18 protein-coding genes and 2 pseudogenes are annotated in these 22,717 nt (G+C 71.0%); 11 read left to right on the top strand and 9 right to left on the bottom strand.

Features of this window, described 5'->3' with window-relative positions; translation table 11 throughout:
* Nucleotides 1–93 precede the first annotated feature (93 nt).
* From ACWEOZ_RS19745 to ACWEOZ_RS19715, 7 genes and pseudogenes are all read left to right on the top strand, one after another.
* A complete protein-coding gene (locus ACWEOZ_RS19745; protein WP_451912125.1) occupies nucleotides 94–387 on the top strand; it encodes a hypothetical protein in 294 nt (97 codons plus the stop codon).
* 16 nt (nucleotides 388–403) lie between these two features.
* Complete coding sequence (locus tag ACWEOZ_RS19740) at nucleotides 404–766, top strand: hypothetical protein (RefSeq protein ID WP_203768762.1); 363 nt, start codon at nucleotides 404–406, stop codon at nucleotides 764–766.
* 1,435 nt (nucleotides 767–2,201) lie between these two features.
* Nucleotides 2,202–4,760, top strand: a pseudogene (locus ACWEOZ_RS19735) (ATP-binding protein); the annotation flags it as partial.
* Nucleotide 4,761: 1 nt separating this feature from the next.
* Nucleotides 4,762–6,717 carry an MFS transporter gene (locus tag ACWEOZ_RS19730; RefSeq protein ID WP_451912124.1) on the top strand — a complete coding sequence of 652 codons (1,956 nt, stop codon included), beginning with the start codon at nucleotides 4,762–4,764 and terminating at the stop codon, nucleotides 6,715–6,717.
* A gap of 15 nt (nucleotides 6,718–6,732) precedes the next feature.
* Nucleotides 6,733–7,275, top strand: coding sequence for a hypothetical protein (locus ACWEOZ_RS19725; RefSeq protein WP_451912123.1), 543 nt, complete (start codon nucleotides 6,733–6,735; stop codon nucleotides 7,273–7,275).
* A complete protein-coding gene (locus ACWEOZ_RS19720; protein ID WP_451912122.1) occupies nucleotides 7,272–8,420 on the top strand; it encodes a M23 family metallopeptidase in 1,149 nt (382 codons plus the stop codon). Before ACWEOZ_RS19725 ends, ACWEOZ_RS19720 begins: the two co-directional genes overlap by 4 nt.
* Before the next feature lie 11 nt (nucleotides 8,421–8,431).
* The gene (locus tag ACWEOZ_RS19715) at nucleotides 8,432–9,016 is read left to right on the top strand and encodes a hypothetical protein (RefSeq protein ID WP_451912121.1); all 585 of its coding nucleotides are present in this window, start codon (nucleotides 8,432–8,434) and stop codon (nucleotides 9,014–9,016) included.
* A gap of 4 nt (nucleotides 9,017–9,020) precedes the next feature.
* Here the strand turns inward: ACWEOZ_RS19715 and ACWEOZ_RS19710 are convergent, their stop codons facing one another.
* Nucleotides 9,021–9,545: a hypothetical protein gene (locus ACWEOZ_RS19710; protein ID WP_451912120.1), complete on the bottom strand. Its 525-nt coding sequence runs from the start codon at nucleotides 9,543–9,545 to the stop codon at nucleotides 9,021–9,023.
* Nucleotides 9,546–9,700: 155 nt separating this feature from the next.
* On the opposite strand from ACWEOZ_RS19710, the gene ACWEOZ_RS19705 reads away from it, so the two are divergent.
* The 3 genes from ACWEOZ_RS19705 to ACWEOZ_RS19695 all read left to right on the top strand — a co-directional run bounded on the left by ACWEOZ_RS19705 (nucleotide 9,701) and on the right by ACWEOZ_RS19695 (nucleotide 13,326).
* Nucleotides 9,701–12,286, top strand: coding sequence for an FtsK/SpoIIIE domain-containing protein (locus ACWEOZ_RS19705; protein WP_451912119.1), 2,586 nt, complete (start codon nucleotides 9,701–9,703; stop codon nucleotides 12,284–12,286).
* A gap of 86 nt (nucleotides 12,287–12,372) precedes the next feature.
* Nucleotides 12,373–13,053, top strand: coding sequence for a hypothetical protein (locus tag ACWEOZ_RS19700; protein ID WP_451912118.1), 681 nt, complete (start codon nucleotides 12,373–12,375; stop codon nucleotides 13,051–13,053).
* Nucleotides 13,054–13,065: 12 nt separating this feature from the next.
* Nucleotides 13,066–13,326, top strand: coding sequence for a hypothetical protein (locus tag ACWEOZ_RS19695; RefSeq protein WP_212987844.1), 261 nt, complete (start codon nucleotides 13,066–13,068; stop codon nucleotides 13,324–13,326).
* Between the two features lie 3 nt (nucleotides 13,327–13,329).
* Here ACWEOZ_RS19695 and ACWEOZ_RS19690 read toward each other — a convergent pair whose 3' ends face one another.
* From ACWEOZ_RS19690 to dacB, 7 genes are all read right to left on the bottom strand, one after another.
* Entirely contained in the window at nucleotides 13,330–13,731 is a 402-nt protein-coding gene (locus tag ACWEOZ_RS19690; RefSeq protein ID WP_451912117.1) for a RidA family protein, read from the bottom strand.
* 28 nt (nucleotides 13,732–13,759) lie between these two features.
* Nucleotides 13,760–14,431, bottom strand: a complete 672-nt coding sequence (gene folE, locus ACWEOZ_RS19685) for a GTP cyclohydrolase I FolE (RefSeq protein ID WP_451912240.1) — start codon at nucleotides 14,429–14,431, stop codon at nucleotides 13,760–13,762.
* Complete coding sequence (gene ftsH / locus ACWEOZ_RS19680; RefSeq protein WP_451912116.1) at nucleotides 14,428–16,461, bottom strand: ATP-dependent zinc metalloprotease FtsH; 2,034 nt, start codon at nucleotides 16,459–16,461, stop codon at nucleotides 14,428–14,430. Before ftsH ends, folE begins: the two co-directional genes overlap by 4 nt.
* Before the next feature lie 381 nt (nucleotides 16,462–16,842).
* Nucleotides 16,843–17,418 (bottom strand): hypoxanthine phosphoribosyltransferase, encoded by a 576-nt coding sequence (gene hpt, locus ACWEOZ_RS19675; RefSeq protein ID WP_360827483.1) that lies wholly within the window; start codon nucleotides 17,416–17,418, stop codon nucleotides 16,843–16,845.
* Between the two features lie 127 nt (nucleotides 17,419–17,545).
* Nucleotides 17,546–18,520 (bottom strand): tRNA lysidine(34) synthetase TilS, encoded by a 975-nt coding sequence (gene tilS / locus ACWEOZ_RS19670; protein WP_451912115.1) that lies wholly within the window; start codon nucleotides 18,518–18,520, stop codon nucleotides 17,546–17,548.
* A gap of 11 nt (nucleotides 18,521–18,531) precedes the next feature.
* On the bottom strand, nucleotides 18,532–19,590 hold the full coding sequence (locus ACWEOZ_RS19665; protein ID WP_212987840.1) for a zinc-dependent metalloprotease: 1,059 nt from the start codon (nucleotides 19,588–19,590) through the stop codon (nucleotides 18,532–18,534).
* 60 nt (nucleotides 19,591–19,650) lie between these two features.
* Nucleotides 19,651–21,084: a D-alanyl-D-alanine carboxypeptidase/D-alanyl-D-alanine endopeptidase gene (gene dacB, locus ACWEOZ_RS19660; RefSeq protein WP_451912114.1), complete on the bottom strand. Its 1,434-nt coding sequence runs from the start codon at nucleotides 21,082–21,084 to the stop codon at nucleotides 19,651–19,653.
* 516 nt (nucleotides 21,085–21,600) lie between these two features.
* Here dacB and ACWEOZ_RS19655 point away from each other — a divergent pair.
* Nucleotides 21,601–22,104, top strand: coding sequence for an inorganic diphosphatase (locus tag ACWEOZ_RS19655; RefSeq protein WP_023562899.1), 504 nt, complete (start codon nucleotides 21,601–21,603; stop codon nucleotides 22,102–22,104).
* Between the two features lie 59 nt (nucleotides 22,105–22,163).
* Here ACWEOZ_RS19655 and ACWEOZ_RS19650 read toward each other — a convergent pair.
* Nucleotides 22,164–22,717, bottom strand: a pseudogene (locus tag ACWEOZ_RS19650) (type VII secretion integral membrane protein EccD); the annotation flags it as partial.

Below are 22,717 nucleotides of genomic sequence, written 5' to 3'. Positions count from 1 at the left end.
TGGAAGTAGCACCATATGGGCGTTGCCGTCAGCGAGGCTTTACAACTGCAGTGTGCTCGGCGCCCTCACGCCGGGCACCCGGGAGGTTTACCGATGATCGCCACACAGATCGCCACGCAGGTCGCAGCGGCCCTGCAGCAGGGCACCCTGGCCGCACCCGAGCCCAAGGGCATCAACACCGAGGGCGTCGTCACCTTCTTCGCCAGCAACATCGCGCCGATCCTGCTCGCCGTCCTGGGCATCATCTTCATCGGACGGGCCAGCCGCGGCGAGATCTCGAAGGTGCTCACCAGCTCCGCGATCGCCATCGTCGGCCTCGCGTTCATCGCCGGCGCCGCGACGTTGTTCTTCGTCGGCGACTACCTCATCAGTCTCATCTTCGCCTGAGGCCGCGGGCAGACACATGCGGCTGCGCACCGATGACGACATCTACCGGGCACGCCTTGTCTATCTGGGCCCGCCCGGATACACGCTGCCCATGCATCTGCCGTATGCGCAGTATGGGATGTTCGTCCTACTAGTGCCTTTGTTCGTGTTTCTGCACTACCTCATCACGTTCCAGATCGACGCCTTCCCCGCCTGGGAGATCGCGCTGGCCATGGTCACCACCTCCTACGTGTTCCGGCACGTCGACCCCGACCGGCCGGCCCGGATGGTCATCCGCACCGCACTGACCGATTGGCGCCGCACCCGCGAGCCCGCCGTCGAACAGCGCGACCCGAGACTTGTCGCCACGCGCATCAGGGTTCGGGAGGAGTTGGTATGACCAGTTTCGCCAATCTCGTCGCATGCCCGAACGGGGCCCGTTCATGACCGCTACCCCACCGCCCGGGCATTCCCGCGCGGAATCGTCCCTCCCGGGCAGGCAGAGTAACGCTGTGCGATCAGACAACCACTCTCCGGAGGAGGGCGCTGATCAGGTGCCGGGTCCGGGCCACGGCGCCGTCGCGGTCTTCCAGAGCCCGCAACCGGTACGCCCGCGCGCCAACGGCGCTCCGCCGGTCGACCCGATGGACATCGATTCACCGTTCCTCGATCTCTTCGGCGCGCCGGCCCAGCCGGCCGCCCCGGTCGCCGAGCCCGAGCCACCCGCCGACGACCCGGACGTGGATTTCGACTTCGGGTTCGACTTCGACGGCGTGGACGCAAGCAGGCAGACCTCCGGGGCCCCGGGAGTGCCCACCAGTCCGGCTGCGCCGTCCGCCGGATCGACGACAGCTCCCGGCTCCGCCGGGTCTTCGTCGGAGGCCCCCGGATCCATGGCAGGACCTGCCGGGCCGGGACTTGCCGAGACCGCTCCGGGCCCTGCCGAGACCGCCTCTGGTCCTGCCGGACCTGCTTTGGGCCCTGCCGGGTCCACCTACAGCCCTGGCGGGTCCGCCTCCGGGCCTGCCGGACCCGCCTACGGTCCTGCCGGGTCCATCTCCGGTCCTGACGGATCCGGGGCGGGTCTCGCCATGCCCGTTTCGGGCGTTGCCGGATCCATCTCGGATCCTGCCGGGCCCGATTCGGACGCCCACGGGTCCGCCTCTGGTCCCGCTGGCTCGGGGGCTGCCGGATCCGCCACGGCTCGCGGCGGTTTCACCGCAGCTTCCAACGGGTCCGTCTCGGCTCTGGCGGGGCCTGGGGCGGGGATCCAAGGCACGGCGCCAGGTCCTGAGGCGAGTGCACCGGCGTTCACCGAGCCTGCGTCCGGCATCAACGGGCAGGCTTCCGGTCCCAACGGGCAGCCCTCGGCCCGCAACGGGCGCTCTGCCGGCCGCGGTGGGGATTCGGCGGTCGCGCTGCCGCCCGTACCGTCGTCGAACGGTGCCGGGCCGGCCGATGCGCCGGTCTCGCCTTTCCTGCGGGCCCCGGCCGGGCCGCAGGCCGATTTCTACGACGAGCGCGAAGCGCCGGAGTCCGACTTCGAGGACTGGCCCGACGACGTCCACCCCGGGATTTCCCCGGCCCCGGCACCGCAGCCCGTTCAGAGCCCGCCGCTGTGGCAGACCGCCGCGACGCCCGGGGTGACTCCGGTGGCGGCCGTCGAGGCGTACCACCCGGGCGCGCCGGCCGAGGCCGATGGTCGCGCCGACCTGCCCGCGCCGATGCCGGAGAAGGCGCCGGCCAAGCGCCGCGGCCGCCGCAAGGAGCCGGCCAACCTGCCGGCTGTGCGGCCGAAGAAGAACGAGGTCAAGGCGGCGCCGCTGCGCCCGCACAAGCTCAAGTTCAGCGACCGCGACCCCAGCATCGAGCTGGAGATCAGCGAGATCGCCGGGCACCTGACGTTCACCCAGAGCACGGTGACGGCGTGGTATTCGCTGCCCGAGGTCCGCTGGGCCTTCCGCCCCGACGCCGAGCGTGAGGCGCTGCTCTCCGCCATCTCCGAGCAGTACGCGGGCCTGGCCGGCTTCCGGCTGCATCTGCGGCGCACCAACCGGCCGTTCCCCGCCGACGAGTGGGCCCGCACGGTCGACTCGCACACCGCCAAGCCGCTACCCGACGTCGCGGGAGCCACCTCCTGGTCGGACCACCTCGTGGCGGCGCAGCGGCACCTGCTCTCGGTCAACCACGCCGAGGGCCAGACCTACCTGGGCGTGACGTTCGCCCGGCGCTCGCTCGGCGACACCTTCTCCGAGCGCATCCTGCGGATGTTCGGCAAGGGCACCTCCGACGGGGAACGACGCAAGCTCGGCCGTACGGTCGAGCAGTTCGACGAGGTGCTGAACGCGTTCGGTATGCGCGGCCGGCGGGTCACCCCGCAGGAGCTGGAATGGCTGCTGTTCCGTTCGGTGGCGCTCTGCATGTCGCCCCCCGGCCCGCTGTCGCCGATCTCGAACGGCCACTGGGAGCGCGGTGACCTGCTCGCGCTGACCGAGCAGGTGGAGCGCTACCGCACCCCGTACGGCTCGACGGTCAAGCTGGTCAACCGGATGACCGGCGAGGAACGGCACGTGGCCGTGCTGTCCGTGGGCCGGATGGAGCCGCTGGAGATCCCGGAGAAGCACGAGCCGTGGATGCACTTCCACGAGCGGCTGCCGTGGCCGATGGAACTCTCCTCGCGCATCGACATCCTCGGCTCGAACAGCTCGTTCAAGAACCTCGAGCACCGGCTCCGGATGATCCGCTCGCAGCAGCTCGACTACGCCGAGCACGGCATCGACGCCCCGCCCGAGCTGGAGCGTCTGGCCAAGCGAGCGCTGGTGATCGGCGACGAGATGACCACCGGCCTGCCGGTCGAGTCGGCCCGCGCGCACGGCTGGCACCGGATCGCCGTCGGCGGCCGCACCCGCGAGGAGTGCCTGGAACGGGCCCGGCGCCTGATCCAGCTCTACTCCCGCGAGCTGCGCATCTCGCTGCAGCACCCGAAGAACCAGGACCAGCTGGCCCGCGAGTTCATCCCGGGCGAGCCGATCGCCAACACCGGCTACGTGCGCCGGATGCCGGTTAAGCTGCTGGCCGCGGCGCTGCCCCAGGCCGCGTCCACGGTGGGCGACCGGCGGGGAGACCTGATCGGGCGTACGTCGGGGACGTGCCGCCGGCCGGTGTTCCTGGACCTGCACTTCCCGATGGAGGTCCGGGAACGCTCCGGCCTCGGCGTGCTGGTCGCGGAGCCCGGCGGTGGCAAGTCGACGCTGATGGGCGCGCTGGGCTACCTGAACGCGCGCCGCGGGGTGCAGGTGACGCTGCTCGACCCGTCCGGGCCGCTGGCCCGGCTGTGCGCGATGCCGGAGCTGCGGCCGTACTCCCGGGTGCTGAACCTGACCGGCTCGGAGCAGGGGACGCTGGCGCCGTACGCGCTGATCCCGACCCCGGTCCGCAGCGAGTTCCCGGCCGGCCCCGGCGGCGACCGCGAGTACGAGATCGCGGTCTCCAACGCCCGGGCCGAGCGCCGCATGCTGGTCCAGGACATCTGCTCGATGCTCGTCCCGCCGCAGGTGGCCAAGGAGGCGTCCACGGCGACCCTGCTGCGGCACGCGGTCCGCCAGGTGCCGGCAGAAGAGACCTCCACCCTCGACGACGTCATCGCCTGCCTGCAGGGCCTCGACGACGACGGCAAGGAACTGGCCAACCTGCTCCTGGACACCGCCGAGATGCCGCTGGCGCTGCTGTTCTTCGGCCGGCCCCCGGCGCACCTGCTCAGCGCCGACTCGGCCCTGACGGTCATCACGATGGCAGGCCTGCGCCTGCCGGACATGAAGATCGAACGCGAGTACTGGTCGGCGGAGGAATCGCTGGCGCTGCCGATGCTGCACACGGCCCACCGCCTGGCCGTGCGCCGCTGCTACGGCGGCTCGATGGCCTCCCGCAAGATGGTCGGCCTGGACGAGGCCCACTTCATGGAAGGCTGGCGCTCCGGCCGGTCGTTCCTGGTCCGCCTGGCCCGCGACTCCCGCAAGTGGAACCTGGCGGCCTTCGTGGCCTCCCAGAACCCCCGCGACATCCTCGGCCTGGACGTGCAGAACCTGGTCTCGACGGTCTTCGTGGGCCGCATCGCCGAGGACCAGGAGATCGCCTCGGAAGCACTGCGCCTGCTCCGGGTCCCGGTCCACGACGGCTACGAAGCGACGCTGGCATCCCTGTCGCAAGCCGACACCTCATCGTCGGCCCGCCTGGGCTTCCGCGAATTCGTGATGCGCGACGTCGACGGCCGCGTGCAGAAGGTCCGGGTCGACGTGTCGTACGTCGACGGCCTGCTGGACTACCTCGACACGACCCCGGCGGCCGCCAAGGCGACGCCGACGGCGATTCCGTCCTTGTCCGACCTGGAGGTCTGAGATGGTACGGCGGGGATGCGCGCTGGTGCTGGTGATGCTCGTGGGGGTGGTGGCGAGTGTCGCTTGGGCGGTCGCCGCGCCCTCGGCCGCTACGGCGGGGCCCCTACGAGCGCCGGGTGGCGCCTGCAACGTGGAGGAGTGGGGCAATGACATCCCGGGCTGCGTCAACCGGCTCAAGGCGGTCTCCGCGGACCGGGTGACCTGCTTGAAGCCGCCTACGCCCAGCGCGCCGGACTCGGGCCTGGCCGGTTGGTTCGCCGAGCGACCCGCCTCGTCCAAGCTCAACGGCCCGCAGGGCATCTACAGCCAGTACGGCTACGCCGGTTACAGCTTCTCCACCTACGACCTCGACGGTGGTTGCGCGGGCACGCTGACCGAGCCGGAGAGCAAGTTCGAGACCACGGTCGCCAACGGCGAATTCATGATCGCCACGGCCGTCATCGGCGCCTCGAACGCCCTGCGTGAACGCGCCTGGGATCCGCAGGCTCTGTGGGGCTGGGCCGACCCGCTGGTCGACCAGGCCACCAAAGCGGTCTACGAGAAGGTCTTCAGCGTCTTCGGGGTCATCACGCTCGCCGTGGTCGGTCTCTACCTGATCTGGCGGTCGCAGCAGGCTGACATGGGCGCGGCCACGACAACCGCGGGCTGGGCGATCTTGATCATGGTCGCCGTCACCGCCATCGCTGCCTGGCCCGTCAAGTCGGCGAACATCGCCGACCAGTCTCTGATCACCACCCTGGGTGTGGTGCACGACGCGGTGGGGCCCAGGGCGCAAGAAGGTCTGTGCGACGACCCCACTCCTGGTGCCTGCGACGACAACCGGCCGCCGGCTGTGCGCGCCAGCGACACGGTGACCGAGACCATGCTCTACCGCAACTGGCTCCGCGGGGTCCTCGGGTCGGCGGACAGCGTCACAGCACAGAAGTACGGCCGGGCTCTCTACGACGCCCGCTCCTTCAGCTGGGGCCAGGTCCAGAAGATGCGCGACAACCCGGATACCCGGCCGCCGACCATCACGGCGAAGCAGGATCAGTGGAAGCGGGTTGCCGAGACGATCCGCGTCGAGGATCCCGAGGCCTATGACTACCTCCGGGGCGTCAACGGCATGGACCGGATCGGTGCGGGCTTCATCGCCGTGCTGGCCGCGCTCATGTTCGCCATGTTCGACCTCACCGCGTCGCTGCTGGTCCTGCTCGGGTTCCTGATCTTCCGATGGGCGGTCATCGCCGCGCCCATCCTCGGCACCGTCGGCCTGCTTCGACCTGCGAGTTCGGGCATCCGTCGCCTGGGCAACGCCGTCGTTGCGGCGATCTTCAACATCGCCATCTTCGGCACCGGTGCCGCCATCTACCTCTTCGCGGTTGACCTGATCATGAATACGGCCAGCCTCGCCGGTTGGTTGCAGGTGGTCCTGGTCTGGCTCGTCGGAGTGGTGGGCTGGCTGCTGCTGCGGCCGTACCGGCGGATCACCCAGCTCGGCGGCAAGGACGGCACCGCGGCAATCACCTCCGCCGGGTCCTGGCACCGGCGGTTCTTCCAGGACATGCGGGAGGCCGCCAAATTGGACGTGGTCGACGCCGGGGGCACGAACGAGCCACTGATCGGCAAGGGTCGCGCGGTCTATGTGGACCAGAGCAATCTGCGTCCTGAGGCTCGGCTTGAAGACCCGACGCACGCCGCAGCCGCCCGCGGCGACCAGAGCCTGGCCACGGCACCGGGCAGGAGCAGCGCGCCGGCGGTCCGACCGGACGGCAACGAGACCGTCCGCGAGCAGTCGGAGCCACAGGAACGCACCCCTGTCCCGGTCGCGGCGTCGGCCACGCGGCAACGCCGACAGGCCACCTGGACCGAGCCGGATGTGGCCGAGCCGGCTTCTTCCTTCGCGATCTACCGTCCCGAGACCGGCAGCACGACCCGGGAACCGGCTTCCCCGCGCGTGCGCACCGAGGCCAAGTGACAGCCGATGCCGAGGATGCTGGAACGTAGTCTTACCGGACTATTCCGCTCCCGATGGGGAGTCGCCCTGGTCATCGCCGTGTTGGTGCTGGCGATCGTCGGGATCGGCCGCATCTTCTCCGACGGGAACGGGCCGGCACCGATCACCGACGCCGTGCCGCCCGGCCCGACCGCCACCATCGACCCCAGCCAGGACGACGACGGGGTCGTCGTGGACGACGACCCTCCCCCGTCGCCCACCGCCGGCTCGGGCAGCGCCGAGCCGGAGGCGGTCGCCTACGCGTTCGCGGCTGCCTGGGTCGACCACAAGAACGTCTCGGCCAAGACCTGGCACAACGGCCTGGTGCCGAACGCGACCGAGGACCTCGCGGACGAGCTGAACGGCGTCGACCCGGCCGATGTGCCGGCCGACAAGCTCGTCGGCCGGCCGGAGCTGGTCCCGATCGGTGACGGACTGGTCAATGCCGTGGTCACGGTGGACTCCGGGAAGCTCACTCTGCAGCTGGTGGCCCCCGACGGGCGCTGGCTGGTGAATGACGTCGATTGGGAGGGCCCGTGAAGCTGCCGCGGCCGCGCGGGGTGGCCCTGCTCGTCGCCCTGACCGCCACGTTGGCTCTGCTCTGCTGCGGCGGCGCCATCAGCGCGCTGGTGATGCAGGAATTCGACAAGAAGGAGGAGAACCTCAGTCTCCGCAGCGCCAACTGCGGCGCCGACGGGCCGGTCGATCCGGAGGGCAAGCTTCCCGCGGTCGGGGCCTACAGCGCCGAACAGATGAAGAACGCGGCAATCATCATCAACGTCGGCAAGCAGCTGAAGCTGCCGCCGCGCGCCTGGGTGATCGCAGTGGCAACGGCGATGCAGGAATCCAACCTGAAGAACCTCGGCAACCTCGGCAAGCGCAACGACCACGACTCGCTGGGACTGTTCCAGCAGCGCCCGAGCAGCGGCTGGGGCACGCCGGCGCAGGTCACAGACCCGGTCTACGCAGCGACCAAATTCTACGGAAAGCTGCGGAAGGTGAAGAACTGGGACAGCCTGGCGCTGACCCGGGCCGCCCAGCGGGTTCAGATCAGCGCCTATCCGGGCGCCTATGCCAAGCACGAGCCCATCGCCACTCAGATTGTCAATCTGCTCGCCGACGGCGCGGCGAACGCGGTCGGCAATTCGCTCGCCATGACCTGCCCCGAGATCGGCGAGGTGTCCGCTTCCGGCTGGACCAGCCCGCTCGCCGCCAGCGGCAAGGGCTTGAAGCGAAGCCAGAAGATGGTCGTGGGCTCCGGGTTCCGCACCGCGAGCCGGCCGCGTCACCAGGGCGTGGACCTCATCATCGGCACCGGCAACCCGGTACGGTCGGCGGCCAGCGGGGTCATCTCCCGGATCAAGTGCGACGAGACGTTCAGCGGGAGGAAGGACTGTGACGTACCGGGCTATCCCGGCAAGGGCGGCTGCGGCTGGATGCTGGAGATCCGGCACGCCGGCAAGATCATGACCCGCTACTGTCACCTGGTCCGCCGGCCGGACGTCCAGGTGGGTCAGAAGGTCACGGCCGGCCAGGTCGTGGCCACCAGCGGCACCAGCGGCAACTCGTCAGGTCCGCACCTTCACTTCGAGGTGCACCTCAATAACGACCGGTCCAGTGCCAGTGCGGTGGATCCGGTGCAGTTCATGGCGGAGCACGGCTCACCGCTCGGCGCCGCACAGTGACCGGTGGTTCGATGCCCGATCCGTTCGCCGGCTCCGAGTGGACCCCGGATCCGCCGCGGCCGGTGGCACCGACGGCAGCAATCATGGCCGGCCGGTTGCGTGGCCGGCGGGTGCTCATCGGGTTGCCCGGCCACGGCTGGCGGGGTGACCTGCGGGCCGACGAGAAAGTCGTGCAGGGCAGCCGGACCTACGTGCCGGTGATGCCGGAGGCCGAGTGGTACCGGGCTGAGGCGGAGCAGACCGAGGTCTTCGCGCCGCTCGTACCGGTCGAGCGGGTCTGGGTCGAGGACCTCGGGATGGCGGCCATCAGCGCGCCCGGTGACGTGATTTCCCGCTTGGTGTCCCTGGACGAGCCACCGCGCCGCAATCCGGTCGCTGCTCTGGACGCGCCGGCCCTGACCGGCCGGCGGGTCGTACAACTGCTGGAGGACGGCGGCGAGCGCCGTGACCTGCGCGCCGTCACCGAGCTGCACACCAGCAGCGAGGGTGACATCTGCGCGCGTGTGACGACTGAGCTGGACTGGTACCGCTGGGGGTGGAGCGGCAAGACCCCCAGCACGCTGGAAGTTCCGGTCCAGCTGCTCTGGGTGGAGTAGCGGCTCAGGACACCTTTGCGGTGTTGCATACGCGCCAGCCGTCCTGGTCGGCCAGCCCGAAGGACCACGTCTCGGTGCGGCTGCTCAGCGCCGTGCCGTTCGAGGATCCGGCGATCACCAGGTCGGTCGAGACCTTTCGCCGGCCTTCCTCAGTGCCCGAGACCGTCAGCGTGCTCCAGGAAACACTGACGGTGACATCGAACTCTTTCTCACGGTTGATCAGCTCCGTGCGCAGCGCCGAGATCCCGGACAGGTCCAGGCCTTCCTTGCAGGTGAACAGCGCGGCCTCCTGGTCATCGCGCTTGACCATGTAAGCCTGCAGGAACTGGTCCACCACCGCGTCCGGCTTGGTTCTTTCGATTTTTGTCGCCTCGTCGTAGAACGAGATGAACACGCCGACCCCGCCCAGACACAGCAGCGCCACGATGCCCGCCGCCATCGCGAGAATGAGCCGTAGTCGCCGGTTTCGCGGCTTTCCTGCCGCGGGCGGCGGCGCCACGGGCTGCGGGGTCGGGTTCGGGGGCTGCACCCCTATGAGGTTAGTGCGTTCCGCTGTGGACGGGCGGTGGGCAGCCCGCCGGGTGGTGCGCTCTGCCCGTACTGGGAGAATTGCGCATCGGCTGCGCGACGTGGTCCTGCGGCCGCTGCAAGGTACGGTTTGAGCGCACACACGGAGGTGAGGCGGTGGAGTCGACGCGGCGCATCGATCAGGCCGCTGCCCTGCACCGCCAGGCGGAGGCCACCGTTGAGGCGGCCGCCGCGGCGCTGGAGTCGCAGGCGCCGTCCGCTGTCGACCCGCTCGAGCAGCATCATCTGGCCGAGGAGTTGCGGGCCGCCGCGAGTGAGCTGGCTCCCGGCTGGCTCGGCGCGCCGCTTGACGCCCAGTCGGCGACCACGCCGCTGGGTGGTTCCTATCCGCCGCAGTTCGTGCGGCTCGGGATGGCGCAGCCGCTCGACGACGCCCGTTTTCCCGCTGTCATCCCGCTGCTCGGCACCGGGCATCTCACCGTCGACGCGGACGCACGCGACCCGCGGGTCGCCGGACTGCTGCGCTGCCTGCTGCTGCGCCTGCTCGCGACCGCGCCCGCCGGGTCGCTGCTGGTCCGTGCCGTCGACGGTACGGGCGGAGGCACCGTCTTCTCCCCTTTTGCCGCGCTCGCCGACGCGGGTCTGCTGTCCCCGACCGCCACCGACCGCGCCCAGCTGCGGGACGTGCTCACCGAGGCCGAGAAGTGGCTGCGGCCCGTTCGCGGGGGTGCGGTCCGCCGGGGCCGGCGGGACAGGATGATGCTGCTGGTCATCGCCAGCCTGCCGGAGCTGACCGAGGGCGCCGATCTGGTCCGGATCGCCGCGCTGGCGCAGCAGGGGCCCGAGTCCGGCCTGCACCTCATCGTGGCCGGCTGGCCGCCGCCGCCGTTGACCGCGGAGACGACCCAGGCGCCGCTGCCCCGCACCACCCAGGTTTCGCTGCGTAACCCGTACGCGGTGGTCGGCGACCCGCCCGGGGCGACCTTCGGCTCCATCCCGGAGGCCCTCTGGTTGAATGCCCCGGTTTTCCTCGACGAGGATCCGCCGCCGCACCTGGTCGACGCGGTGTGCCGGGAGCTGGCCGCCCATTCCGCCGCGGCTTCGCAGGTGACGCTGGCTGATCTGCTGCCCGACGCGGGTGAGGAGATCTGGACCGGGGACGCCGCCGACGGGATCGGCACCACGGTCGGTCACGACGGCGACACGCCGCTGGTGCTGCGGTTCAACGACCTGACTCCACACTGGATGGTCGGCGGCCGGTCCGGCGCCGGCAAGACGGCCTTCCTGATCAATGTCCTGTACGGGCTCGGCACCCGGTACAGCCCCGACGAGCTGGGTCTCTACCTGCTCGATTTCAAGGAAGGCGTCTCGTTCGCCGAGTTCGTGCCGACCCAGCGGGACCGCACCTGGCTGCCGCACGCCCGGGCCGTCGGCGTCGAGTCCGACCGGGAGTACGGCCTGGCCGTGCTGCGGGAGCTGGACGCGGAGATGACCCGGCGTTCGGTGGCGTACAAGCGGGCCGGGGTGACCCGCTTCGCCGATCTGCGCGCTGTGGCCGTCGAGGAGGGCCGCGGCCGTCCCATGCCCCGCATCCTCTGCGTCATCGATGAGTTCCAGGTGCTGCTGGCCGGCAACGACCCGATGGCCGGCGAGGCGGTCCATCTGCTGGAGTCGCTCGCCCGCAAGGGCCGCTCGTACGGCATCCACCTCATCCTGGCCAGCCAGACCGTGCTCGGCGTCGAGGCCCTGTACGCGAAACGCGACTCGATCTTCGGCCAGTTCCCGGTGCGGATCGCTCTCCCGGGCGGCGGCGATGTCCTGGAGCCCACCAACGACTCCGCGGCCGGCCTGCCCCTGGGCACCGCGGTGGTCAACACGGCCGGCGGGCTCGGCGGCCCGCGGGGTGCCACCCGGGGCCACGAACGCATCGTGCGCTTCCCGGATCCGCACGCCGACCGGGCCGTGCTCAGCGACCTGCGGCACAAGCTGTGGGGCGCCCGCGACCCCGAGGCCACCCCGCCGCGCATCTTCGCCGGTTACGCCCGCCAGCATCTCGCCGACGACCCCACCTACCGGGCCGCGCTCGCGGGTCGTGGTGGACGCCCGGCGGCGCTGCTCGGCCGGGTCATCGACGTCGGCCTGTCGTCCGCGGCGTTCCCGCTGGACTCGTCGCCGGGGCGGCACCTGGCGGTCTTCGGCTCGCGGCCGGACGGTGCCGAGGTGCTGGAGGCCGCCGCCCGCAGCGTCGCGGCGTTCCACTCACCCCGTACCACGAGGTTTGTCATCTGCTCGCTGGTCGCCGAGGGCGACGAGATCGCCAAGGCCCTCGCCGTCGAGATCGGCCACCGCCAGGAGGTGGTCGTGGTCGACGCGGCCGGCCTGGCCGCGGAGATGGATCTCGAGCGGCCCGGCTACCGGGTCGTGTTCGGCATGGACGCGCTCAGCCCGGGGACGCTGCCGTCGCTGCGCCGGGTGCTGCGCGAGGGGCCGGGGCGTGGCGTGCACCTGCTGTCGTGGTGGCGCGGGCTGCGCCGGTTCAGCGAGGAGACGGGCGGCAGCGCGGGCCGGGAGGACGTGGCCGGCCTGGTGTTCCTGAACGTGCCGCAGCAGGACGTCTGCATGATGGTCGGCAAATCGCTGGACTGGCAGCCGCGGGAGAACAGGGCGCTGCTGCACGACCGGCACGCCGACCGTACGGTGACGATCGTGCCGTTCGTCGAGCCCGAGAGTGACCAGGCATGACCGCCTGCACCGAAGCTGCACCCGGCCGCGGCGATCGACGGCCGGGCCGGCGAGGGCCAGAAGGGCACGCCCATGGGTAGCTCAGCATGACCGAGCGCACCGACGGCTTCGACGCCGTCCCGGATCCGCACGGCGAGTCCGGCCCCTGGGCCGCCTACGTGGCGGCCGCCCAGCGACTCGACGCCGTCCGGCGGGCCGCCGCCTCGACCGCCGGCGAGCAGGCCGCCACGCTGCAGGCCGCGCAGCAGGAGCTGGCGTCGGTCCGGGCCCGGCTGGCGCCGCAGCGCGCCCGGCTGGTGCAGGACCTGGGCGTGCCGGTGGCCGCACTGACCGCCCAGCCCGGCGAACGCGCGCTGGCGGCGCAGAGCGTGGCGGCCGGTCCCGAGGCGGTCCTGGCGGCGCTGCGGCAGGCCCGCGGCACCGCGGACGCGGCCGACGCGGCCATGCTCAACGGTTCCGGTCCGGCGGCGCCGTGGCGGCCGTGGGCCCGCAACCTGCTGGTGTACGGGCCGTTCGCCGCCGCCGTGCTGATCGTCCAGATAGTGCTCTACCTGATCGCTCCGTCCGGCTCCCTGCCCACGTACGCGCTGCTGTGCGGGCTGAGCATGCCGTTGCTGGCGTTCGGGCTGGGCTGGCTGACGATCGGCTTCGTCTACGGCGGCGGCCCGGCGAAGGTGGACCGCACGCCGATCGTCGGCGCGATCGCATGCCTGACGCCTGTGCTGCTGACCTGCATGGGTGTCGGCCTGCTCGCGTTCATCCGGTGAGGAGGGGCTGACATGGCCAGCGTCGAAGAGGTCAAGGCCAACGTGGCGGCGTCCGTGGACGGCACCCAGCGGGCGGTGGCGAGCATCCAGCAGGTCACGGACCAGCTGGACGACGCGCTGGCTCTGCTGCGGATGACGGCCATCGGGTCGTTCCATCCGTCGGTGGCCACCGCGATCGCCCAGCTGGAACAGGCCCGCACCCGCCTGGACGAGGCCCAGACCCTGGCCCGCTCGGCGATGGACAGCGCCGACGCCTATCGCATGATCGTCTGACGCTCAGCCGGACAGGGCCGCGGTGAGGTCGATCTCGATGAGCTGGCCGCCGAAGCCGAGAGCGGCCACTCCCAGCAGCGTGCTCGCCGTCGTGAACGCGGGCGCCAGCTCCGAGGCCATCAGCCTGTCCCACACGCCGGCCAGGACGGCGGACTCATTGCTCACCACATAGATCACCGAACGGGCCACGTCAGAGGGCTTCGCACCGGCCGCGGCGAGCACGGCCAGGCAGTTGGCGATGACCTGGTCGGTCTGCGCCGCGTAGTCACCCGGGCCCACGACTGTGCCCGTGACGTCGAGGGGGCACTGGCCCGCCAGGTGGGCGAGGCGGCCGGCCGAGGTGATCGTGACGTGGCTGTAGCCGGGCGGCTCGTGCACGCCGGCGGGGTTGAACTTCTCCAGCATCGCGCCAGTATCGCGAAACGGCCGGCGATCAGCGCGCGTTTATCAGCGCCATCGCCTCGGCGCGGACCTTGCCGTCGCTCTGGAACGCGCCGCGGACGGCCGAGGTGACCGTGCGGGCGCCGACCTTGCGGATGCCGCGCATCTCCATGCACATGTGCTCGCACTCGAGCACCACGATGACACCGCGGGGCGCGAGCTTGTCCATGAGCAGGTCGGCGATCTGCGAGGTGAGCCGTTCCTGCACCTGCGGACGGCGGGCGAAGACCTCGACCAGCCGGGCCAGCTTGGACAGCCCGGTGATCCGGCCGTCGACCCCGGGGATGTAGCCGATGTGCGCGACGCCCTTGAACGGCAGTAGGTGGTGCTCGCAGAGGCTCATGAGCTCGATGTCGCGCACGAGCACGAGCTCCTCGTGGTTCGCCTCGAACGTCGTGGTCAGCACCTTGGCCGGGTCGACCCGCAGACCGGCGAAGAGCTCCGCGTAGGCCCGGGCCACGCGGGCCGGGGTGCGCTGGAGACCGTCGCGGTCCGGGTCCTCACCGATGGCGATGAGGATCTCCCGGACCGCTTTCTCGATGCGGGCCAGGTCGACGGCCTGCTCGACCGGGGTGCCGGTGAGCTTGCCGTCGACCAGACGCGCGGCGAGGTAGTCAGGCTCGTCGGAGTCGTTGGGCTCCGTCGAGCTGCCGTCGGTGATCAGTGGTTGCCTTCCACCGAGCCGTTCGGCGTGCTGCCCGCATTCGGGTTGACGCCGCCCACGGCGACCTGGCCGTCGGCTTCCGCCTGGGCCTTGAGCTTGTCCCGCTCGGCGGGGGTGAGGACCGGCGGCGCCTCGGACGGGAGCCGCTTGCCGAAGCCGTTGAACGGGGCCATCGGCGGCCGCTTCTGCACCCGGGCGCAGATGCGGTTCATGTCCTCCTGGGTGATGGTCTCCTTCTCGATGAGCTCGAGGACCATGTTGTCCAGGACGTCGCGGTACTCGACCAGGATCTCCCAGGCCTCGTCGTGGGCCAGCTCGATCAGGGCCCGGACCTCGGAGTCGATGTCGGCGGCGACCGCGTCCGAGTAGTCCTTCTCATGGCCCATGTTGCGGCCCATGAACGGCTCGTCGCCGCTGGTGCCGTACTTGACGGCGCCGAGCTTGGAACTCATGCCGTACTGGGTCACCATGGCGCGGGCCAGGCCGGACGCCTTCTCGATGTCGTTGCCGGCGCCGGTGGTGGGCTCGTGGAAGACGAGCTCCTCCGCCGCACGGCCACCGAGCGCGTACGCCAGCGTGTCGATCATCTCGGCGCGGGTCTGGGTGTACTTGTCCTCGGTCGGCAGGACCAGGGTGTGCCCCAGCGAGCGGCCACGGGGAAGGATCGTCACCTTGTGCACGGGCGCGGAGTGCGGCAGCGCGTACGCCACCAGCGCGTGCCCGCCCTCGTGGTAGGCGGTGATCTTCTTCTCGTTGTCGCTCATCGCACGGGAGCGGCGCTCCGGGCCGGCGATGACCCGGTCGATCGCTTCCTCGAGGTAGAAGTTCGAGATCGCGCGCTTCTCGTTACGGGCGGTCAGCAGCGCGGCCTCGTTGATCACATTGGCCAGGTCGGCGCCCGAGAAGCCGGGCGTGCGGCGGGCCACCGAGTCGAGGTCGACATCCGGCGTGAACGGCTTGCCCTTGGCGTGCACCCGCAGGATGGCCTTGCGACCCTCCATGTCCGGGTTGTCCACCGGGATCTGCCGGTCGAAGCGGCCCGGGCGCAGCAGCGCCGGGTCGAGGATGTCCGGCCGGTTGGTGGCGGCGATGAGGATGACGCCACCCTTGGTGTCGAAGCCGTCCATCTCGACGAGCAGCTGGTTGAGCGTCTGCTCGCGCTCGTCGTGACCGCCACCCATGCCGGCACCGCGGTGCCGGCCGACCGCGTCGATCTCGTCGACGAAGACGATCGCCGGGGCGTTGGTCTTGGCCTGCTCGAACAGGTCGCGGACGCGGCTCGCGCCGACACCCACGAACATCTCGACGAAGTCGGAGCCGGAGATCGAGTAGAACGGCACCCCGGCCTCACCCGCGACGGCCCGGGCGAGCAGGGTCTTACCCGTGCCCGGCTGGCCGAAGAGCAGCACGCCCTTGGGAATCTTGGCCCCGAGCGCCTGGTACTTCGCCGGATTCTGCAGGAAGTCCTTGATCTCCTGGAGCTCCTCGACGGCCTCGTCGGCCCCGGCCACGTCCGCGAACGTGGTCTTGGGCATGTCCTTGGTCAGCATCTTGGCCTTGGACTTGCCGAAGTTGAGCACGCGGGAGCCGCCGCCCTGCATCTGCGACATGAACAGCAGCAGCAGGATGACGAGGATGGCGATCGGCAACAGGTTGACCAGCAGGCTCAACAGGATGCTGTCGCCGGACACGGTGGCGTTGACCGTGCCGGTGATCCGGCCGGCGGTCTTGGCCTCCTGGACGTCGGCCCAGATCTCATCCGTGAGTTCGTACGGATACTGGGTCTCGATCTTGTCCGTGGACTTGCTGTCGAACCGCTCCGGTGTCGCCAGTTCGAGCTGGAGCGTCTGCTCCTTGTCCTCCTGGATGACCTTCTTGATGCCGGGCTGGTTGAGTCGCTCGAGGACGACGGAAGTATCAACTCGCTGGTAGCTCGGACCATTGGTGAAGAATGAGCTCAGCGCAATCGCACCGATGATCACCAGAATGATCCAGACCACCGGGCGGCGGAAGAAACGCGTACGTTCCATACTGTTGTCGGGCGCCTGATGCGCCCGGACCCTCCTGATCGGCGTCCTGGTCACCTGGGTTGACTTGCCTCCGCCACCGGGCGCCGATGATGGCTTCCCCGCGGTGGAGACATTGCCGCATCGATAACCTGAAGCCGCTCCGGCAAACCCCACCGGTGCGACCGCTACCGATCCGACCCCTCCGGCGCTTGTGACACTGCGCCATCGGTCACTCGACCGTACACCGTGGCCGCCTCTTGCGACTGGTCCAGCCCGGCCCCCGGGACCCCTCCGGTCACCCCCTGTTCATGCCGGAGCCCCGGTTAAACAGGCACAGAATCGGACAATACAGCCCGGTTACGGACCATGCCGCCGATTCCTGAGAGTCAGCTGGGAGACCGTTCAGCTACGGGCGTACACCTCTGGCTTGAGCACTCCGACGTACGGAACCTCCCGGTAACGCTCCGAGAAGTCGAGTCCGTAGCCGACCACGAACTCGCTGGGGATGTCGAAGCCCACGTACTTCGTCGGCACCGGCACCTTGATCGCGTCCGGCTTGCGGAACAGCGCCACCACCTCGACGCTGGCCGGCTGCCGGGACTGCAGGTACTTCATCAGCCAGGACAGGGTCAGGCCGGAGTCGACGATGTCCTCGACGATGACCACGTGCCGGCCGGTGATGTCGCGGTCCAGGTCCTTGAGGATGCGCACCACCCCGGAGGAGGTCGTGCCGGAGCCGTAGGAGGAGACCGCCATGAACTCCATCTCGGAGGAGGGGCCCTGCCGGCCCAGCGCACGCGCGAAATCCGCCATGAACATGACCGCGCCCTTGAGCACGCAGACCAGCAGAATGCCGCCCTCAGCCTCCGCATAGTCCGCGGCGACCTGCTTGGCCAGCTCTTCGGTCTTCTCGCGGATCTGCTCCTCGGAGATGATCACGCGGTCGATGTCGGCGTCGTACCAGGAGCCGTCTGCCATGCGCCTAGCGTGCCGCATGAACGTGGCCGGTCGTGGCCGGGGGCAGCGGTCCGTGCCCGTCCAAGCGCTGGTTATGGGGCGAATCAGGCCCTGACGTCCGGCCCGGGAGCACGGACAGTGACAACTGTCACAAGCAGGCGGGCACCAGGTCACCCGCTCGGCGACCCACGACGATCCCCCCGGGCAGCGACGCGGGGCCCTGGCCGTGCCAGTCGGTCACCAGCGCGTCCAGCGCGAGGACGTGCCGGTGCGAGAGCGCAGCGCCCGGCGCACCCAGCTCGCGGACCCAGGCGTGCAGCACCCGGCTCCGGACGGCCGCGGGCATCGCGGCCAGGTCGCCCACCGACAGGCCGGCGCCCGACCGGCACGCGCCGAGGGCCTCGGCGGCGACCCCGTCGAGGTAGCTGACATCGGTGGCGACCAGCGAGGCGGTCCGCGCCAGGTTGGCGACCACTCCCGGGCCCAGCGCCGCGATCAGCGCCGGCAGGGCGTCGGCCCGGACCCGCGACCGGGTGTACGCGGGGTCGGTGTTGTGCGGGTCCTCCCAGGCCGCGAGCCCGAGAGCGGCACAGGCCTTCCGCGTGTCGGCCCGGGTGACGTCCAGCAGCGGCCGGACGAAGACACCTTTCCGGTACGGCATCCCGGACAGCCCTCGCGGTCCCGCGCCCCGGGCCAGCGCGAGCAGCACGGTCTCGGCCTGGTCGTCGCGGGTGTGCCCGAGCAGCACCGTCGCCGCGCGGTTTCGCTCGGCGACGGAGGAAAGAGCCTCGTAGCGCGCGTCCCGGGCCGCAGCCTCGGGTCCGCCGGGACGGCCGGTCACGTCGACGGTGGCGATCTCCACCGGGGCCAGCCCGGCCGACCGCGCCCAGTCGGTCACGGCGGCGGCCCGGGTGGCGGAGCCGTCCTGCAACCCGTGGTCGACGGTCACCAGCCCGGCGCGCAGACCGAGGCGGGGCGCAACGAAGGCCGTCGCGGCGGCCAGAGCGAGCGAGTCGGCCCCACCGGAACACGCGACAAGAACAAGCTGCCCGGCCGCGCCGGAGCGCAGCGCCCGGCGGACTGCGTTGCGGACGGCCGCGACCGACGGCGCGATCCTGGCCACGGCCGGGACCGCTAGGAAGCCAGCCCGACCGGCCCGTGCACCCGGGCCACCCAGGCGTCCGGGTCACCCAGCTCGTCCAGCCGGGGCAGGGTCAGCGGCGAGTCGAAGATCTTGTTGAAGCCGGCCATCCCGACCCGCTCGACCACGCCGTGCACGAACTTGTGGCCCTCCGCGTACTGCCGCATCTTGACCTCGATGCCGAGCAGCCGGCGGATCGCCTTCTCCAGCGGGTTGCCGCTCTCGCGGCGCTGGTTGAACTTGGCCCGGATGGACTCGACCGAGGGGATGACCTCGGGCCCGACCCCGTCCATGACGAACTCGGCGTGGCCCTCCAGCAGGGTCATCAGCGCGGTCAGCCGGTCCAGGACCGCCTTCTGCGCCGGGGTCTGCACCAGGTCGATGACCGAGGAGCGGCTGTCCGGGTCGCGCAGGGCGTCGGAGAGGGTGGCCACCCCGCGGCGCATCCGCTCGAGGATGTGCTCGCCGTTCTGGGAGGCGTCCACGAACGCCTGGACCTCGCCGAGGAAGTAGCCGCGCATCCACGGCACGGCCGTGAACTGGGTGCGGTGGGTGACCTCGTGCAGGCAGACCCAGAGCCGGAAGTCGCGCGGGTCGGCGCCGATCTTGCGCTCGACCTCGACGATGTTCGGGGCGTTGAGCAGCAGCTGGCCGGGCTCGGCGGAGAACACCTCGTACTGGCCGAGGACCCGGCCGGACAGGTAGGCCAGCACGGTGCCGGCCTGCACGCCGGTGACCCGGGAGCCGATCGCGTCGGCCACCGCTCCGGGCTGCTTGTCGCCGGAGAGCCGGGTCACCAGCGGAATGATCACGTGCTTGAGGCCGGCGATGTTGACCGCCGCCCAGTCCTTGCGGTCGACGACCCGCACCGGCGGGGCCTCGACCTGGGCCGTCAGCCCGGTGTAGGCCGCGACGTGCCCCGCGGCCTCCTCGGTCAGATCGCGCAGCTGCGCCACCACCTGCGTGGCTTCCTCGTAGGACACCGCGGGTCCGGATTTCGACAGCGCGCCCGCGGTGGCGGCGGCCAGATCCCAGTCAACGAACTGCGCCATGTCGTCCACCGTACCCGCGTCCGACCAGCCGCCGGCCCTGAGAAAACCCCTAGGGCAGCCCTAGGTGCAGCCGCAGGTGACCAGCTTGGCCGCGATCTTGTCGAGCGCCTGCCGGGCGGCGACCGACTCGCCGGTGCGGTCGGCCATGATCGCGAAGACCAGCAGCCGGCCGTCCCCGGTGACCAGCTGGCCGGAGATCGTGTTGACGCCGGTCAGCGTGCCGGTCTTGGCCCGGACCAGGCCCTGGCCCACCCGGTTGGGCGCCGGGGTGACGAACCGGGTGCGCAGCGTGCCGGACCAGCCGGCCACCGGCAGTCCGCCGAACATGGCGCTGAGCTCGGGATTCTTGCCGCTCGCGGCCAACTTCAGGGTCTCGGTCAGCAGCTTCGGGCTGATCCCGTTGCGCCGGGACAGGCCGCTCGCGTCGTACAGATCGGCCTCGTCGGCCGGCAGGCCCAGCTCGCCCAGCTTGGCCACCATCGCCTCGGCCGCCCCTTCGAAGGACGGCGCCTTGCCCGCGGCCAGCGCGACCTGGCGGGCCAGCGCTTCGGCGATCACGTTGTCGCTCTGCTCCAGCATCCAGTCGACCACGTGCACCAGCGGCGGCGATTCGACCTTGCCCAGCTCCGCGCCGGGAGCCGGGGCCGCACCGGCAGCCGCAGACGGCGCGGCCGAGGGTGCGCCGGACTCGACGGCGGCGGGCGCTTTGCCCTTGGTCACCTTGCCCGGCGCGAGGCCGAGCTGCTTGGCGAAGGCGCGGCCCGCGGCCAGCGCCGGGTCCGAGAAGCGGGGATCGCCACCGAACTCGTTGTGCACCGGCGCGATCCGGCCGGCGTTGGTCATCAGCGGCTGGATCTTGGCCACCTGCCCGCCGCCGATGACGTCGCCGTCCCAGCCGAGCGCGGTTAGCGGGCCCTCGTACAGCGAGGTGTCGATGGTCACCTTGGTCGGGGCCTGCCCGCCCAGTGCCGTCTTGACCTGGGCGGCCAGCTTGTCGAGCCGGGCCGCGCCGGGGAACTGGCCCTTCGCACCCACCGACAGGGTGGGGTCGCCGCCGCCGATCAGCACGACCTCGCCCGGCTGGGCGCCGGCCACCGCACGGGTGGCGAGCCGGTGGGCCGGTCCGCGGGCCGCCAGCACGGCGGCCGCGGTGAGCAGCTTGGTGGTGGAGGCGGGCGTGGTCATGGTGTCCGCGTTCTGCTCGAACAGGGACTCACCGGTCGCGACGTCGGCGATCGACACGTTGACCCGCGGGCCGAGCGGGCCGGCCTTGAGCAGCGACGCGATCGCCGCGCGGACCCCGGCGGCGGTGGGCGCGGTGCCCGAGGTGTCCGCCGCGGCCAGCACGGGCGTCGGCGTCGGGTCGGGAGTGGGGGCCGCCGAGGGGCTCGAGGCGGGGTCTGCCGACAGCCAGCCGTCCACCGGACCGGGCCGGACCACCAGCACTCCGGCCGCGGCGACCACGACCAGCACGAGGGCTGCAAGAAGCGACAAGACGACGGTACGCCGCGACTTACCCGTACCCGGCTCCGCCGCTGCCGGTACCCCGCCCGGGGGAACGGCCGGGCCCGGTGCCGGACTTCCGGGCTGACCCGGCGGGTCGGCCGGGGGTTGCGCCGGCGCTGGAGTCACCGGGGCCGGCTGGGGCGCAGGGGCCCCCTGAGCAGCCTGGGGCTGCGGATGAGCGATGTTCAGCGGCACCGAGGCGCGACCGTAGGTCGTCCCGGCGGGACGTGGTGCCGGTGGTGTCACCGGCGCCGCGGCCGGCGGCACACTGGCCCGCCCTACCGGCGAATGACCGTTTTCCGGTCCTGACACGCCGTCGTACTCAGGAGTGTTCTGTGAATCTTGCCTCCCCACGAGCCCCTCCTCCGTACGTGGCGTCAGACTTAGGGGAGACTACAAACATCCGGCACACCGGTGCGCGCGGATCCTCGGGGCCGATTCCTGCTCCCGCTCCGTCGCCACGCCCTGCCGGGTCCGACTGCGGGGCTAACAAGGGAGCGAACGATGGATTTCGACGTCTTGGTTGAGATCCCCAAGGGCCAGCGGAACAAGTACGAGGTCGACCACAAGACCGGCCGGATCCGACTGGACCGGACGCTCTTCACCGCGACGCAGTATCCGGCTGACTACGGGTTCATCGAGGGCACTCTGGGGCAGGACGGCGACCCGCTGGACGCCCTGGTGCTGATCCAGGAGCCGACCTTCCCCGGCTGCCTCGTGCGGGCCCGGGCGATCGGCATGTACCGGATGACCGACGAGAAGGGCCGCGACGACAAGGTCCTCTGCGTGCCCTACGAGGACCCCCGCCAGGAGCACCTGCGCGACATCCACCACCTGGGCGAGTTCGACCGGATGGAGATCCAGCACTTCTTCACGGTCTACAAGGACCTCGAGCCGGGCAAGTCGGTCGAGGGCGCGACCTGGACCGGCCGCGTCGAGGCCGAGGAGGAGATCCGGGCGTCGTTCAAGCGCGCGGAGGCCGCGGAGCACCACGACGAGGGTCACTGATCTGACACGAAGACGCGGCGGCCGGGCTTTCGCTCGACCGCCGCGTTTTTCGTGCCCGGTCAGATGTTGAGGTTGCTGGCCATGCCGTAGAGGCCGATGACGGCGCACGCCACCGGGATGACCGCGACCACCGCGAGGGTGTCCAGCAGGTCGGCGGCCCGCCCGAGGTACGGCGACGGGGGCCGGCGGGTCCAGGTCGCCCCGGCGGCGACCGCGGCCAGCGCCACCAGCAGCACCGTGACACCCAGGCCGAGCAGCATCGCCTCGCCCGCGCCCCAGAGCAGGTCGACGCCCAGGGTGAAGAGCCCGAACAGCCCGGCGGAGATCAGCGGGAGCCGCTGCCGCAGGGTGACGAACAGCCGGCAGCGCAGCAGCAACGCGGCCACGGCGAGACCGGTCAGGATCTGCGCGGACAGGCCGCCGTCCGACGCCAGCACCACGAAGGCACCCACGCAGAGCAGGGCGTGCCCGATCAGCAGGCCGGTGAGCAGTTCCTCGGTGCGGCTGACCGCGGCGAAGACCCGGGCCCGGTCCGGCCGCTCCCGCGCCGCGTCCATCGCCGAGCTCTGGGCCGGGGCGCCGGTGAAGCTCTGCTCCGCCTCGCTGCCGGTGG

Source organism: Actinoplanes sp. NPDC004185 (assembly GCF_053603475.1).
This window is presented reverse-complemented; position numbering and strand designations above follow the sequence as displayed.